This window comes from Hydrocoleum sp. CS-953 (assembly GCF_002260545.1).
Taxonomy (GTDB): domain Bacteria; phylum Cyanobacteriota; class Cyanobacteriia; order Cyanobacteriales; family Microcoleaceae; genus Trichodesmium.
The window spans coordinates 1-15,670 of the sequence record NZ_LGSU01001468.1 but is presented as its reverse complement, the minus strand read 5'-3'; the positions used below and the strand labels follow the sequence as shown (position 1 = coordinate 15,670).

The window sequence follows — 15,670 nt, the reverse complement described above, 5'->3', positions numbered from 1 at the left end:
ATATTGCTTCACCTAGAGTCTTTTGAGAAAAAAAAATGAATTGTCAACTTAAGGCTAAAAGGAGCAGAAAAATTCCTCAAATACTTAATTATATAAGATGTAGAAAAAATCTGATTGGCAGCCAAAACCCTAAAAGATAAATTGTGCAAGTATTCGATCGTAAAATAGGTTATAGATAGATATTAACCCTGTGGAAACCAGAGAAAGTCTGAATCAAAGCAGATACTATTAAAGTTTTGATATTAAAGATAAAAAGCAGTTAACTAAGACAATAAAGCTGGGAATTGTTAAATGAAAGATAAACACTAAAAAAATTAGGAAAAAAATAGAAAAAGTTGTCAAATGATATATAATAAAGAACTACTACTAGCTAGCTGAAATTGCTTTATGTTTGAAGCCCTTGCTGACCGCTTAGAAGTAACCTGGAAAAAACTAAGGGGTCAAGACAAAATTACAGACTCCAATATCCAAGACGCCCTGCGAGAAGTACGTCGTGCCCTACTAGAGGCAGATGTAAACTTACAAGTTGTGAAAGACTTTATAGCCGAGGTCAGCACCAAGGCCAAAGGAGCCAATGTATTAACAGGAGTAAGACCAGACCAACAGTTCATCAAAATAGTCCATGATGAACTAGCACAGGTAATGGGAGAAACCAACGCTCCCTTAGCAAAAGCTGACCAACCGCCAACTATTGTCCTGATGGCAGGTTTACAGGGAACAGGGAAAACCACAGCCTCAGCTAAGTTGGCCCTACATTTAAGGAAGCAGAACCGGAGTGCTTTGCTAGTAGCTACTGATATATATAGACCGGCTGCTATTGACCAGTTAGTTACCCTAGGTAAACAGATAGATATATCAGTATTTGAATTAGGTACAGATATAGACCCTGTAGAAATTGCTCAAAAAGGAGTAGAGCAGGCCAAAGCAGATGGTATAGATACAGTAATTATAGATACAGCAGGTCGGCTACAGATAGATCAAGATATGATGGCCGAACTTGCGAGAATTAAAGCAGCAGTTAAGCCCCAGGAAACCTTGCTAGTAGTAGACGCAATGACAGGTCAAGAGGCTGCAACATTGACCCGTACCTTCAACGATCAAATTGGGATAACAGGGGCTATCCTAACAAAAATGGATGGGGATACAAGAGGTGGGGCAGCTTTATCAGTCCGTCGAATTTCCGGTCAACCGATAAAATTTGTAGGGGTCGGAGAAAAAGTAGAAGCTCTGCAACCTTTCTATCCAGAAAGAATGGCTTCTCGGATTTTGGGGATGGGAGATGTACTTACCCTGGTAGAAAAAGCTCAGGAAGAGTTTGACATAGCTGATGCAGAAAAAATGCAAGAGAAAATCCTCTCAGCTAAGTTTGACTTTACTGACTTCCTGAAGCAAACGCGACTGATGAAGAATATGGGTTCCCTGGGAGGAATTATGAAATTAATTCCAGGAATGAATAAAATCAGTGACGATCAGTTGCAGCAGGGAGAAACTCAGCTTAAGCGTTGTGAGTCTATGATTAATTCAATGACACGCCAAGAGCGCCAAAACCCAGAACTTTTAGCCAAATCTCCTTCCCGACGACGACGTATTGCAGGTGGTTCAGGTTATGCTGAAAAAGATGTTAGTAAACTGGTAAGTGACTTCCAAAGAATGCGATCGCTAATGCAACAAATGGGCCAAGGCGGAATGCCAGGGATGGGGATGCCTGGAATGCCTGGTATGGGAATGCCTGGTATGGGAATGCCTGGTATGCCAGGAGGTAAAACACCTCCTGGTTGGCGTAACCAGCAAGGTATTATGGGTAGTGGTAAGAAGAAAAAGAAGCAGAAAAAGAAAAAGGGCTTTGGGCAGCTTTAAAAGAACCGACTGCAAGAGTCAAAAATACCTAGTAAAAAACTGTAGATTTGACAAAAAATATCGAAATGCTGCCTAGGTTACGATGAAACAATAGCTTATAATTCCAAACAGGAGTATAATCACTCGAAATGATCAAACTGCGATTAAAGCGATATGGAAAAAAACGGGAGACTAGCTACCGGATAGTAGCAATGAATAGTGACTCCCGTCGTGATGGCCGTCCATTAGAAGAACTCGGCTTTTATAATCCCAGAACAGATGAAACAAGATTAGATGTACCAGCAATTACAAGACGCCTTGAACAAGGTGCTCAACCAACAGATACAGTGCGTGACATATTGAGAAAAGCCAATGTCCTTGAATCATCCAGAATCGGAGTTAACACCCAAGCAAACGTATCAGTTTCCCATGCAGAACCGACCGAAGCCATTACCAATACTGAACCGAGCCAAGCAACTGCCAATACCGAAACCAACGAAACCAGTGACAGTGAGTCAACTGCAACAGCAACAATTAGCGAGTCTGAGGAACAACCGCCAGTCAGCGAATCCTGATTATGCTGAAATAGTTAGGTCTTTAATTGAGCCATTTCTAGAGTCACCACAGTCTTTACGAGTGGACTGTGAAGTTAACCCTCGGCAAGCAAAAGCTTGGATTCGTCTAGCTTTTGATGAACCGGAAAAAGGGCGAGTCTATGGTCGTGGAGGACGTAATATCCAAGCAGTTCGTACTGTGTTAGCAGCATTAGCTCAAACAGCAGGTCAATCTGTACATTTGGAAATATACGAAGACCAGCCAGATATACAACGCTCTTATCATTCTGACTATCCAAGTAATAGAGAAGAGGGAATATACAATAGAAGGACGATACCAAGTAGTCGCGTCCCTGAAAATAGACACAGACTATCTCGTCATCGTGGTACAACTCCAAGTCCAATTAGATATAAAAGAAATGGACATGGAATGACATAAGAATAATGGATAATGGATAATGGATAATGGATAATGAAAACTATCTGTAATTATCAATATATTAATTATCCATTATCTATTTTTAAGAAACCTCTGGGGATTAAAGATCAATTATCAATTATCCATGAATAGCTAATGCCAAAAATTCTAGAATGAGGATTAGATAGACAGATATGTTAGCATGACCAAAAAATCAGGTCTCAAGCCTCCCCTTGGCTGCACCACGAGCTGTCGCTATACAAGGGAATGAAAAAGTTTCAATTCAGTATTTCAAGCCTCTGGCAAAAGTTGCTAGGTACTGATAACTGATAACTGATAACTGATAACTGAAATGACAGAGGCACTACAAATAGAATTGCCTAGTATAGATAGCGCGATCGCTCTTTCTGGCTATCAGGAAGAAAATATCAAACTACTGGCAAAACACACAGGGGCAAATATTGTACTACGGGGACAAGAATTATTCATAACTGGCACTGCAACTCAAATTGAGCGATGCCAGAAAATTGTATATTCTCTAGAAAGCCTCTGGAAGCATGGCAAAACTATCACTGGGGTAGAAATTCTTACTGCTCGCCATGCAATTGAGACAAACCGTCAAGATGACCTGGAACAACTTCAGCAAGATGTTCTGGCCAAAACCCGCCGTGGACTAGAAATTCGGGCTAAAACTTTTCGCCAAAGAAAATATGTGCAGGCCATTCGTACTAAGGATATGACTTTTTGTGTAGGCCCTGCGGGAACTGGTAAAACGTTTTTGGCAGCTATTTTAGCAGTAAAAGCGCTTTTAGACAACGAATATGAACGCCTAATTTTAACTAGACCTGCTGTTGAAGCAGGAGAAAAATTAGGGTTTTTACCAGGAGATTTGCAACAAAAAATCAATCCCTATTTGCGACCTTTATATGATGCTCTTTATGAATTAATTGAACCAGAAAAAGTGAATACTTTGATGGAAAAGGGAGTTATTGAAGTTGCACCTTTAGCTTATATGAGAGGTCGGACTCTGAATAACTCTTTTGTGATTCTTGATGAAGCTCAAAATACTACTCCTGCTCAGATGAAAATGGTATTAACTCGCTTAGGTTTCCGTTCAAAAATGGTAGTGACAGGAGATATTACTCAAACAGATTTACCTCTGAGTCAAAGATCGGGATTATCTGTTGCTATGAAGATTCTACGGAATGTTGAAGGTATTGCTATTTGTGAACTATCTCAAGCGGATGTGGTACGACATCCTTTAGTACAGAGAATAGTTGCTGCTTATGAAGATTATGAAAAATAAATTAGGAGTTAGGCAGAAACCGGGTTGATCCAGTAAATTTTGTGAGAGTGAAAAATAGAAAGTAATAAACCCGGTTTCTTATTTGGGTTAATAATTCCTGAAATAATCACAATAAATATCTATCTATAATTATGACTACTAACCTGAAAGATTTTTTAGAAGCTTGTGAACAACTTGGAACTTTACGTTTAATTGTGACAAGTAGTGCTGCAGTATTGGAAGTTAGGGGAAAAATTCAAAAGTTATTTTATGCTGAACTTCCCAAAGGTAAATATGCTAATATGCACACCGATATTTTTGAGTTTCATTTGAATATGGATCTGATTAAACAGGTAAAGTTTGAAACTGGGGAAGCAAAACGGGGAAATTTTACTACTTACGCAATTCGTTTTTTAGATAGTGAAAGTGAAGTGACTTTGAGTGCATTTTTGCAATGGGGAAAACCAGGAGAGTATGAACCTGGACAGGTGGAAGCTTGGCAAGAGTTGAAGGAAAAATATGGTGAGGTTTGGGAACCTGCACCAGTAGAAAGTTTGGAAAATTGAGTTAATTTTTTTGGCTTTGCATAGAATATAATTTTTTTGCTGGCCTTTCAGCACATCCTGAATTTGTCTAATACAGCGCTTGTCAGATTAATGACCTCAAATTATAGAAAAAAAGCATGATTTCCTGGAAACCATGCTTTTTTTATTTATCAAGATATATATAATAGCAGTCGTTATTACTGTTAGGAAATTATCACGCCTCTCAAGTTGAGTCACAGTAAGAATTTAACTTCTAACTTCTAACTTATGACTTCTGATTACCCTCTGATAATAAAGTCATCAACTTCAAGTAATGCTTGATTACTCAAAGTTGCAAACTGACCACCATCACCAAAACCATTAGCACTACCATTGGGGTTGTAGAATAACCCACCATTAGTTCTGTTGTAGACAATTACAGCATCAGAAGTTGCAGCAGCATTATTATCAGTAACAGTGGCAAAATCTACCTCTATATCATTAATAGCTGTAAATGTAGTTCGATCCAAGAGAATTTTATCTTGATCGACAACAAAATCAGTAATTTCATCCACACCAATATCATCAGAATCAAATTCCTGATTTGTAGCAAAGATGAAACGGTCAATACTCGCTCCACCAGTTAAGATATCATCTCCGGGACCACCATTGAGGCGATCGCGACCTTGACCACCATTCATCTCGTCGTCGCCATCTCCACCAAAGAGACGGTCAATACCAAGACGACCTGCTAAAGTATCATCACCATCTTGACCATACAGGGAGTCATTCCCGCGACCGCCAATAATTGAGTCGTTGCCATCATTACCTACCAGGGTATCATTGCCAGCAAATCCAGTAATAGTATCGTTACCAGTACCACCATTGAGCCTATCTGCTTGGGGAGTACCTGGAATAGACTGGTCTGGGTCAGGAGGTGGGAAAGTAACTTCTTCTATGGTTGTGGCGATCGTATTGTTTGATTCGTCAGTTTCAATGGTACCATCAAAGATGTCAATGACCATACCAATCTGATAATCTGTGTCCTCATCCCAATCAAACTCATCTAAAGTAGGCAGCAAAATAGTTTGGGTAAACTCGTCGGTACTACTGTTCCCAGGCAAATCTTCTATGAAGGTAAAATCAAGTGGCAGGAAGTTTTCGGGTAGGTCAATATTATCATCCTCAGATAAGTAGAAGTCTAGCAAAACCTCTGCAGCAGTATCTGGGTCAAGATTAGCATCGGATAAGAAAAAGTCTACATCAAATCCAGTAGCATCATCACTACCATTGTTGTCTACAGAAAAGTCAACATCAATCAACTCACCAGGGCGAACTTCTGGTGAAGTAATTTCCAGTAATTGACTAGATAGGTCGATATCATTCGCAAAGGTGGAGAGAAACACTTCCAGGTTAATATTACCAACTTCACCATCAAACCCATCTACTGCTATGTTGTAAGTTTCGCCTGCGACTACATCAAAGATAATCTCACTTTGGAGACCAAAATCTACACTATCATCACTGCTAGCTACTTCAGTTAATTCAGCAAGGGTAGAACCAGTGTAAGCTGCTAGTATGGTGTCAAAGTCGCTACCATCAGTGTTAATGGTTACAATACCAGAGTCGGGGGCAGTATAAGTCCACCACAGAGATGCACCACCATCGTTTCCAGCATGAGCTGGTTCTCCTGGTTCGCTAGTAGCACCCTCGTTCCTGCCTGTAAAAATATCAGTATCATTTAAAGAAATTCTGTTGGCAAAGTTATCGTTGGCAAGAAGATCCGTCTGTAACGACAAAGCTAACTCAACATCTCCTGCTTCACCATCGAACCCATCCACTGCAATTTTATAGTTAGTTCCAGCTTCTACTGCAAACAGGATTTCACTTTGCGTTCCAAATCCACCGTCGTCATTGCTGGCAACTTCGGTTAACTCCTGGAGAGAAGGACCTGTGTAAGCTGCCAAAAGTGTATCAAAATTGCTATTAAAGGTATTGATATTCACTAATCCTGATTCGGGCGCTGTCCAATTCCACCAGATGGAACTGCCACCATCGTTTTCTGCATGGTTAGGTTCACCTGCTTCTTTGGAGGCGTTGACGTTACTCGCAGTTGCAGTATCAGCAATACCAGTCAGAGTAGCACTGTCAGCAAAATTATCGTTGGATATGGGTGTTGTTTGCTGGAGTAAATCTAGAACAATATTGCCCTGTTCGCCCAAATATCCATCTACGGCAATTTTATAGTTTGTGCCCTCAAAAGCTTCAAAAGTTACCAGACTTTGTAATCCCTCACCAGCATCATCGTTACTGGCAACTTCAGTTAGGTCTGAGACAGAATCACCTGTATAAATTCCTAATACAGTGTCGAAATCACTACCGTTAGTTGTTATAGTGACTAGACCAGATGTGGGTGCTGTCCAATTCCACCAAACGGAGCTGCCTCCATTTTCTTCAAGCTCATTTTCCGCATGAAGAGGTTCTCCATCTTCAGTGGTAGCATCAAAGTTGAAGGCTTCAACGTTAGCAGAAGAACCAATCAATGGAGAACTGTTTGAGAAGTTATCGTTTCCTACCTCTGTTGTTGTTTGTAAAAGGTTGAGGACAATATTCCCTGTCTCGTCAGAAAATCCATCCACTACAAAATGGTATGTGGTTCCTTCTGCTGCATCAAAAACAATTTCACTTTGGAGGAAGTTTGAGGCGCTGTCGTCGTTGCTAGCAATTTCAGTCAGGTTTGAGACAGAATCACCTGTATATGCAGCTAATACAGTATCAAAGTTACTGCCGAAAGTATCTACAGTTGCTTGCCCAGAAGTAGGAGCAGTCCAACTCCACCATACAGAATTATTCTCTCCTTCCTCAGAAACGCTAGCTGGTTCTCCTTGCTCAGAAGTTGCATTGTTGTTTGTACCATTGACGGTGCTTGATATACCGGAAATAGGGTTGCTATTTTGGAAGTTATCATTTTCGACTCGATCTGGTTCCAGTTCTAATGCCGCAGCTAAGTCAAGTCTGGGTTTAGTAATTCCATTCCGGTGGTCTTCAACTGGTGTGCCACTATCGAGCAATCGTTGCAGAATTTGGTCGGGAGTTTCATCTGGGAAGGCTTCACTCAAGACAGCAACTGCACCTGCAACATGAGGTGCTGCCTGAGAAGTGCCACCTTGTGATATACCTCCAGCAGTAATATAGTCCCCTGGTGCTAATATGTCTAGAAATTGGGCACTGTTGGAAAAAGGTGTTACTCGATCTATAATTGCGTTCTCAATTGTGCCATCGACAAACTCAAGGGTACCTGTGAAGTCATACACTGCACCAACAGATACTCCACTTTCGATACCTGCAGGGAATCCCAGTCCATCTGTAAAGTAGTCATTCCCAGAAGCCAAAATAGGAAGAATTCCTGCCAATCTTGCACTAGTAATTGCTTGAGCCCAAGGATCATTATCATTCGCAGGAATTGGATTTTTTATCTTGGTATTGTCTGGACCAAGACTCAGGTTCATGGCCTTAATATTGTACTCATCTTTGTTCTCAATTACCCAATCAATTGCCGCAAAAACATCATTATCTTGAAAAGTATTTTGATTTCTAAAAACATCCAATGCCAAAATATCAGCACCTGGTGCAACTCCGGCAACAATAGCACTAACATTGGTTCCATGACCGTCATCATCTTCAAAACCATCATCAGGGCCAAAGTCTTGGGCAAATACTACTCGTCCCTCCAATCCTGGAGCATTTGTTATTGCCCCTGTATCCAAAACAGCAACAGCTGTACCTTCTCCAGTAAATCCGTTTGCTACTGCTTGCGGTTGATTGATTAAGGGTAGACTTTGTTGTAGCAATGGTTGAAATGTTTGGGGAACTGATGCTTGTAAAACATCAGGATTTTCTAACAGTTCCGTCAAAGGTACTTCCGAATCAAATCGAATGAAAGAAGTTGGTAGGTGTGAATAATCTTCTATGACTTCAAACCCTGCTTGTAAACTAGAGAGTACCTCTGTTTTTAATTCTGTCAGCAATTCAGATTTGTAGTCCAGATATACATCGCTACCTGCCTCAAATTCCCCCTGTTGTATTAAGGTTTCTACGAGTGCATCTATTTCAGCACTATCAAATGAAACAAGAAGTTCTTGGGATTTCCCATTGGCAAACCCTCCTATCACATCCTCCGATACTTTCTCGGATATGGGAGTATCAGTAGATTTTTGCCCTGAAATTTTATCTACAGTTTGACTCATTATTTAGTTAGTTTTCAAAGATAAAAAAAGAATAACGTTAAATCATATCATTTTTTTTTATTTGTCAATAGCTCAAACAAAAAAAGTTTTTGTTTGTAGTAGTGCTCTAGCCCATTAAATATCTATCTGGCGGGCTAGAGCAATACTACGAGCTTTAATTATAACTATTCAACCGAACATGATAGCACTACGCATTAAGGTTAGGAAATTCCTCATTGTAGGGGCGAATGGCTATATTGTAGGGGCGAATGGTCATATTGTAGGGGCGAATGGTCATATTGTAGGGGCGAATGGTCATATTGTAGGGGCGAATGGTCATTCGCCCCTACTAAATTCTGAATTCCAATTACCCTCTGATAATAAAGTCATCAACTTCAAGCAATGCTTGATTGCTCAAAGTTGCAAACTGACCGCCATCACCAAAACCATCAGCACTACCATTGGGGTTGTAGAATAACTGACCGTTACTTGTGTTGTAAACAATTACAGCATCAGAAGTTGCAGCAGCACCTGTAACAGTAGCAAAATCTACCTCTATATCGTTTATAGCTGTAAATGTAGTTCGATCCAAGAGAATTTTATCTTGCTCGACAACAAAATCAGTAATTTCATCAATGCCAAGATCGTTAGAATCAAATTCCTCATTTGTAGCAAAGATGAAACGATCAATACTCGCTCCACCAGATAGGGTGTCATCTCCCAGACCACCATTAAGGCGATCGCGACCTTGACCACCATTCATTTCATCGTTGCCTTCTCCACCGAATAGATGGTCGAAACCTTGGCGACCTTCTAAGGTATCATCGCCATTTTTCCCATAGAGAGAGTCATTACCACGACTACCAATAATGACATCATTGCCATCCCGACCATTGAGAGTATCATCTCCAGCTAGAGCTACGATCCTATCATTTCCGAAGTTCCCTCTCAGACGGTCATCGTTAGGAGTACCAATAATTTCTTGAGGAGTTGTATCAACAATAGTAACCTCAGCAACTTGATTTTCTTCGTCAACAACATAACCTTTTTCTGCTATCAATTCAATAGTTGTGGTTTCATCATCCTCGACTTCATCATCGGGAATAGTTGTCCAAGTAACAGTCGCGGTAGTTGCTCCTGCATCAATAGTAATTGCGGAGCGTGGGAGTTCATCGCCAACGGGATCTAATTCTTCTAGGTTAGAAGCATTTTCTAACTCAGGAAGTTCTATATCACCGAAGGCATTATCAGTATCTGTCTCTGACCAAACTACCCGTAGACCTCCTGTTGGAGCTGGTTTACTTAAATTGAAAGTGAGAGTGTATTCTTCTTCATTTTCAGTAACAATTTCTGGTTCCAGGTTAATACCTACTGTTGGCAAAATAGGGTTAACTACAAATTCACTCACTACCTCTAACTGACTGTTAATTATTGCTTGTGGGTTCTCTAATAATTCATCCTCTGTATAGGGTTCGATACCATAAGTAACCACTCGCAACTGTTGAGTCTCGGCATCAATTTCAAATTCCGTCCAACCATAAGTGTGAGTGGAAATGTAGTCACCCTGAATAAGGGTAGCATCAATTGCACCCTCGGCAATTTCTAAATTATTGTTTAGACCAATGGGATCGTAACCAAGAGGAGAGATGGCATCATTGATGAGTTGTTTGATAAAATCATCTTTGTCATTAAGCTGACTGTCACGATCGCTTCTAACTGGTAAGTTATCATAGAAAGCTAATTGTTCAGGACTCAAGGCGTCTAATGCAGCAGCAGTTTCAATCAAACTCGGACCGAATGGAGGGTCAAAGGAAACTGGACCAGTGGTAATTTCAAAAGCATTCAGTGGAATTTGTTCCCCGCCAAATTCTTCTTGATAAGTTATGTTGTTAACAACAGTACCGTGAAGGTCTGCTGCCACGAATACCACGTTATCAATATTATTATCATCGATAAATTTGAGAATTTCTGTCCGTTCGGCAGCATAACCTTCAAAACGGTCGGATGCAGCAGCAGTTCCTAAATTTTGAATTGGTTCCGGCACCATGACAAATTTCCAGGTAATGCCGTCATTTTCTGCCTGGAGTAAGTCGTTTTTCAGGTCTTCTAGTTGAACCTCTCCTAAAATTGTGCGGTTGGAGTCAAAGGAAGCTTCTATAAATGCTTCTTCTGTTACTTCACCAACTGCTGGTAATGCTTGGTCGCGGAAGGAACGAGTATCTAAAACAAAGGTGGCGGCATCATTGCCATGAGTATTGAAACGATATAATTGTCGTTCTCCTGCGGTGCGGTTTTCTCCTGTGTCTCCATAAAATTCATCTCGCAAAGGATTAAATTCTTGGAATGCCTGTAAACCATTTTCATAGAGTTGAGTATCGTTAATTAACCCTGTTGTTTCTGGGAAGCGGGGGTCAGTATTTGCAGGGGCACCACCGGAGAATTCGTCAGTAACTTCACTGTCGTCTATCGTAGCAAAAATTGATGTGGTAGCACGGAGGTCTGCCCAGGCATTTTCGCCGAAGCGATCGCTATATACTTCTTCATGTTTTGCCCGAAATTCTTCTATAGTTTCTGCTTGTGGTTTTGGTACTGCTGGCGAAGCACCATCAGCAAAAATTGTGTCGCCATGTAAAACGAAGAAGTCTAAGTCTGCTTCATCAGCATTGGCAATGGCAGGATAGGGAGCAAGTTCGCCACGCCAGTCTCCGGCGACTCCAAATTTTAAACCGTTTATACTTCCTAATTCGGCAGCAGTTTCAAATTCTCCTATTTCTATGGAACCTGCGGCATCGGTGACTCGATAATAATATTCAGTGTCGGGGTTTAATTCTTCGATATTGACTTTTGCTGGAGCATCTGTCAGGTTGCTATTAACTATTTGAATAATGTTAGTAAAGTCAGAATTTGTAGCAACTTCAAATGTTATTTCTCCAGGGGTGTTACTATTTGCCCATAACACTGTTGAAGTTTGAGTAGTATCTCCACTAGCAATACCATTAATTAGACTGTCTGATATTTCCCTAGGATTAAAACTAAAACGGTCAATTTTTAGAGGTTCTTCAAAGGCATTAGCAACATTTTCCCAAGGGATAAATTTAAAGTTAGTATTGAAGTTTTGAATTTCTCCATCTTCTGGATCTTGCAATACTACTTCTGGTTCATTTGCACCGTCTTGAACTACCAATAAACCGTTGGGATAATTGTTACCTAAAGGCACATTAATTACATCAGCACCATCAGATTCTTCTGCTCCATCAATATTGGCAAAATCTCCTATAAAGAAGTTACCAATAAATTCATTATCACCTTGGCGATCGTAGACAGCAAAAGTATTATCTCCCTGACTAGAAGCTAATAAATAACCATTACCATTATCAGCATAATAAATAGTTAAACCTTCTACATCTGCTTGAATATTTTCACCAACTTCATCAACTAAAGTTCTTTCCGTACTAGCATTAGCTTCTGCATCAAATTTCCATATTCCGAAGTTTTCTTGACCAGCATAAAGAATTCCTAATTCTCGGTCTACAACCATTCCTTCTACTTGAGCGTCATCCAATTCTCCACCATCTGGAATAGGTACAGTTAGACGACGAACTTCTGAGGCACTGACTGTTCCATTTTGGTTAGTTGTTAACTCTAATTGAGCAATTTGATTACCATCTCGCTGACTAACATAAGCGTAAGTTTCCCCAGTATTTGGATTAGTATAAGTTGCTAATCCATAAGCAGTTTTTTCCCCATCATCTATACCAAAAATTGAAGCTGGGGGGTTGCTAAGATTGGCAGCAGTAATATTAGTAAGTTGACGAGTTTGAGGGTCAATACTCCAAATTGCTAAAGTATCATTTTCGCGGTCAGTTGCTACTGCTAAATCAACTGTTTCATCTCGTATTTGGAAGTCATAAACAATATCGACATTGTTGTAGCGAATATCCCCAGGAGTTTCAGGAGAAATTTCTTGTAAAAGTTGACCGTTTAAACCATAAACTGCTAAACCAGCATCTTTTAATGTGCTAATAACTAAACTTTGGTTGGGGTTATTAGGATGTACATAAATTGCTGGGTCGTCTGCATCAGCACCAGTTGCAGTTCTGATTAAATTTGGGGTTTCATCTGTAGGGTGAACAGCAGGAATAGTATCAATATCTAGGGAGAAACCTAAGAATTGAGTAACTTGATCTGCACCGAAGTTATTATCATTAACTACCACTAAAGATTGAGACCCATCTGGCAAAACAGGTCCGAATGTCATACCCTCATCATTATCTAAAGTAATGCCTAAGTCTGCAAAATCTAGTAATAGTCGTTTTTCTGCTACTGCATCAACATCAAATAATTCTCCATCGGGGTCATTTGGATTAATTAAACCGTCAAAATCTTGGATATTTGTTGTGTTTTGTAACTGAACTTCATAGAGACGAATATTATTACCAACTCCTGAAGAAAAAGACCTTTCTAAAGCTAGTAAAGTGTCAGTATTATCTAGGGCGAGTAATTCAACTAAACCATTAACAGCAAAATCATCTGCTGGTACTGGAGCATCAATAATAGGGTCAACAAAATAGAGAAATTCTTTGACAACTTCTCCGGTTTCTAAATCGTATTTAATAATCCTAGAAGTACCCTCATTTTCTAGGGTAGAAGTTGAACCATCTTGCAGTAAAGTATTTTCGGTTGCTGTGTACAGAAAACGTTGATTAGGAGTAATTGTTAAACTTTCTAAACCAAGGTTATCTCTGATGCCTTGAGTACCATCTTCATTCGCCAAAAATTTATCTGGAATTGTTAACTCATTTAATTGTTCCCCTGTTAGAGAAAATAGATTAATAAATGGGTCGATATCGTTAAAAGTAATTGCTTCTGAAGATATGAATAAATTCTCACCATCAAAAGCAATTGCTTCTGGGTCAATTCCATTTTCTGGGAATGGTACTCTATCCTCATTTAACAGAGTAGTAAAATCTGTAAATTCTACATCTCCATCATCAAGAGTACCATCACTTAAATCAATATCAACAGTATAAAAGCGGGCATTATTTCTTTCACTTCGGTCATCAGAAATAGCATAATAACTTCCTTCTACTTTGTCGTAAGTAATGCCAGAAATACCGCCTACTTCTGTACCTGCAAAATCAAATCCACTCTCAAATTCTACATCACCAATAAATTCAATATTAGTTACAGTTTTACGATTTTCACCAGTAACATCTGCCCAAACTAAACGATGGTCTGAACTAGGAAAAGGAAAGTCTCCTACTAATGGAAATAGAGTGTCATTTTCAGTCGGCCAAAAAACAGCAGCATCAACTATTTCTTGATTTTCTGAAGGCAAAACATAATCAACTCGTAAATTGCCAGAAGTACCAGTTGCATCATTAAAATCTGCTGTATCAAAAGCAGGGTCGCCTAAGTGATTTGCACTTTCTCCACCTTGACGGTTTGTAGCAGCAACTCCCCCTACACTATCAGGAATTACTGAAGTATTCACTAGGGGATTTTCTAATAGTTGATCAATGGCATTGTTGAAACTATCACCATCAAATGGGTCGGCATTTTTGTCTCCCATAATCACAAAATAATTACCAGGATTTAAGCCTCCAAAATTGCCTTCATCATCATAAATATAATCTCCTTCTCCAGGAGTAATATAATCTGCCCAAAACCGAATTTCATCGTGATTTCTTCTACCATTTCTATCTTCCTCTCCATCAAAAACTGGAGGTGTAGGATGACTAGCTAAAACATGAATTATTTCTCCATTAACTTCTATCGGCACATCCCAATGACTTTTAGAAGAAAGAGGAAATACTTCTAATTCTTCTGCTGAATACCAATCATTAGGTTGGGGTGTTTCGAGATTATCTGGTAATAATGCACCTGGCATATCTTGCCAAAGAAAGTTTTGGAAAGTTCTTACTTCCTCTTCCACAATGGGATATTTTGAATATAAAACCATTGCAAATTGACCGGGAAAATTGCCAAAACCAAGGGCATCATTTCCATAACCATTTGCACCTGGAGTTGTAACTATTTCCCCATTATTATCTAGGTCAAAACCAGAAGCAATACCTGTATTTGAAGGGGCAAGATATACGAAGGGATATTCTACAGGATCTACTCCATTTTGACTTATTTCTAAATAGTTATCTCGGAATAGATCGGCAGCTATTCCTTCTGCATCAAAGTCAAATTCATTAACTAATAAAACATCAGGGTTGACTCTTTGAATAATTTCTGCTATTGTTTGTGCTTGTTCGTTTTGTGGTGTTGAAAGGTCTTGGATTAATTGACCTGATTCGTTGCGGTTGAGGGATGCGTTGAAGGTGGCAAAGCGGACTTGATTTGACATAAATTTAGAAACCTTAAATTACTTACAGTCATAATCGTAATCGGATTATATAGGTTTTGGGTTAAGTTATGCTTATGTTTATGTTAATTTTTGTTTATTGGTACAATGTAATACTAATTTGATAAATGTTTGCTATCCTTTCTTGAGTAGGGGAGAGTTCATTAATTGATAATTGATAATGGATAATTGATAATTACCTCTGGTTAAAACCGTTACGGAATTGAATATCAGGAAATATCCTAGCACTTTTTTTCCCTTTAAAAGGGGAGGCTTTAAACCAGAATTATTTAATTATTAATAATTAATAATTCGGTAAACATTAAATAGAATAGAATAGAGAATTATTAGTTGTGTGAATTAATTCTTATGTAGGGTGCGTTAGACGGCATTAATTACTCGCTGCCAAAGGTATTTAAAATCCGTCCTAACGCACCATTATGATAATATCTGGTTAATTAAAAATGGTGTTTCA

The 15,670-nt window shown here is 39.3% G+C and carries 7 protein-coding genes and 1 pseudogene; 5 read left to right on the top strand and 3 right to left on the bottom strand.

Annotated elements, in window-relative coordinates; translation table 11 throughout:
* The first annotated feature begins 387 nt into the window (after positions 1–387).
* The 5 genes and pseudogenes from ffh to AFK68_RS31690 all read left to right on the top strand — a co-directional run bounded on the left by ffh (position 388) and on the right by AFK68_RS31690 (position 4,659).
* On the top strand, positions 388–1,857 hold the full coding sequence (gene ffh / locus AFK68_RS31710; RefSeq protein WP_094678109.1) for a signal recognition particle protein: 1,470 nt from the start codon (positions 388–390) through the stop codon (positions 1,855–1,857).
* 128 nt (positions 1,858–1,985) lie between these two features.
* Positions 1,986–2,255, top strand: a pseudogene (rpsP, locus tag AFK68_RS42985) (30S ribosomal protein S16); the annotation flags it as partial.
* Between the two features lie 91 nt (positions 2,256–2,346).
* Entirely contained in the window at positions 2,347–2,829 is a 483-nt protein-coding gene (locus AFK68_RS31700) for a KH domain-containing protein (RefSeq protein ID WP_168186737.1), read from the top strand.
* 331 nt (positions 2,830–3,160) lie between these two features.
* Positions 3,161–4,114: a PhoH family protein gene (locus AFK68_RS31695; protein ID WP_094678105.1), complete on the top strand. Its 954-nt coding sequence runs from the start codon at positions 3,161–3,163 to the stop codon at positions 4,112–4,114.
* Positions 4,115–4,245: 131 nt separating this feature from the next.
* On the top strand, positions 4,246–4,659 hold the full coding sequence (locus AFK68_RS31690) for a ChuX/HutX family heme-like substrate-binding protein (RefSeq protein ID WP_094678103.1): 414 nt from the start codon (positions 4,246–4,248) through the stop codon (positions 4,657–4,659).
* Positions 4,660–4,916: 257 nt separating this feature from the next.
* On the opposite strand, the gene AFK68_RS31685 is transcribed toward AFK68_RS31690, so the two are convergent.
* The 3 genes from AFK68_RS31685 to AFK68_RS42980 all read right to left on the bottom strand — a co-directional run bounded on the left by AFK68_RS31685 (position 4,917) and on the right by AFK68_RS42980 (position 15,198).
* A complete protein-coding gene (locus AFK68_RS31685; protein ID WP_094678101.1) occupies positions 4,917–8,864 on the bottom strand; it encodes a S8 family serine peptidase in 3,948 nt (1,315 codons plus the stop codon).
* A gap of 187 nt (positions 8,865–9,051) precedes the next feature.
* Entirely contained in the window at positions 9,052–9,183 is a 132-nt protein-coding gene (locus AFK68_RS43735) for a hypothetical protein (protein WP_256386695.1), read from the bottom strand.
* Positions 9,184–9,210: 27 nt separating this feature from the next.
* Positions 9,211–15,198 carry a phytase gene (locus tag AFK68_RS42980; RefSeq protein ID WP_094678099.1) on the bottom strand — a complete coding sequence of 1,996 codons (5,988 nt, stop codon included), beginning with the start codon at positions 15,196–15,198 and terminating at the stop codon, positions 9,211–9,213.
* Positions 15,199–15,670: the final 472 nt, after the last annotated feature.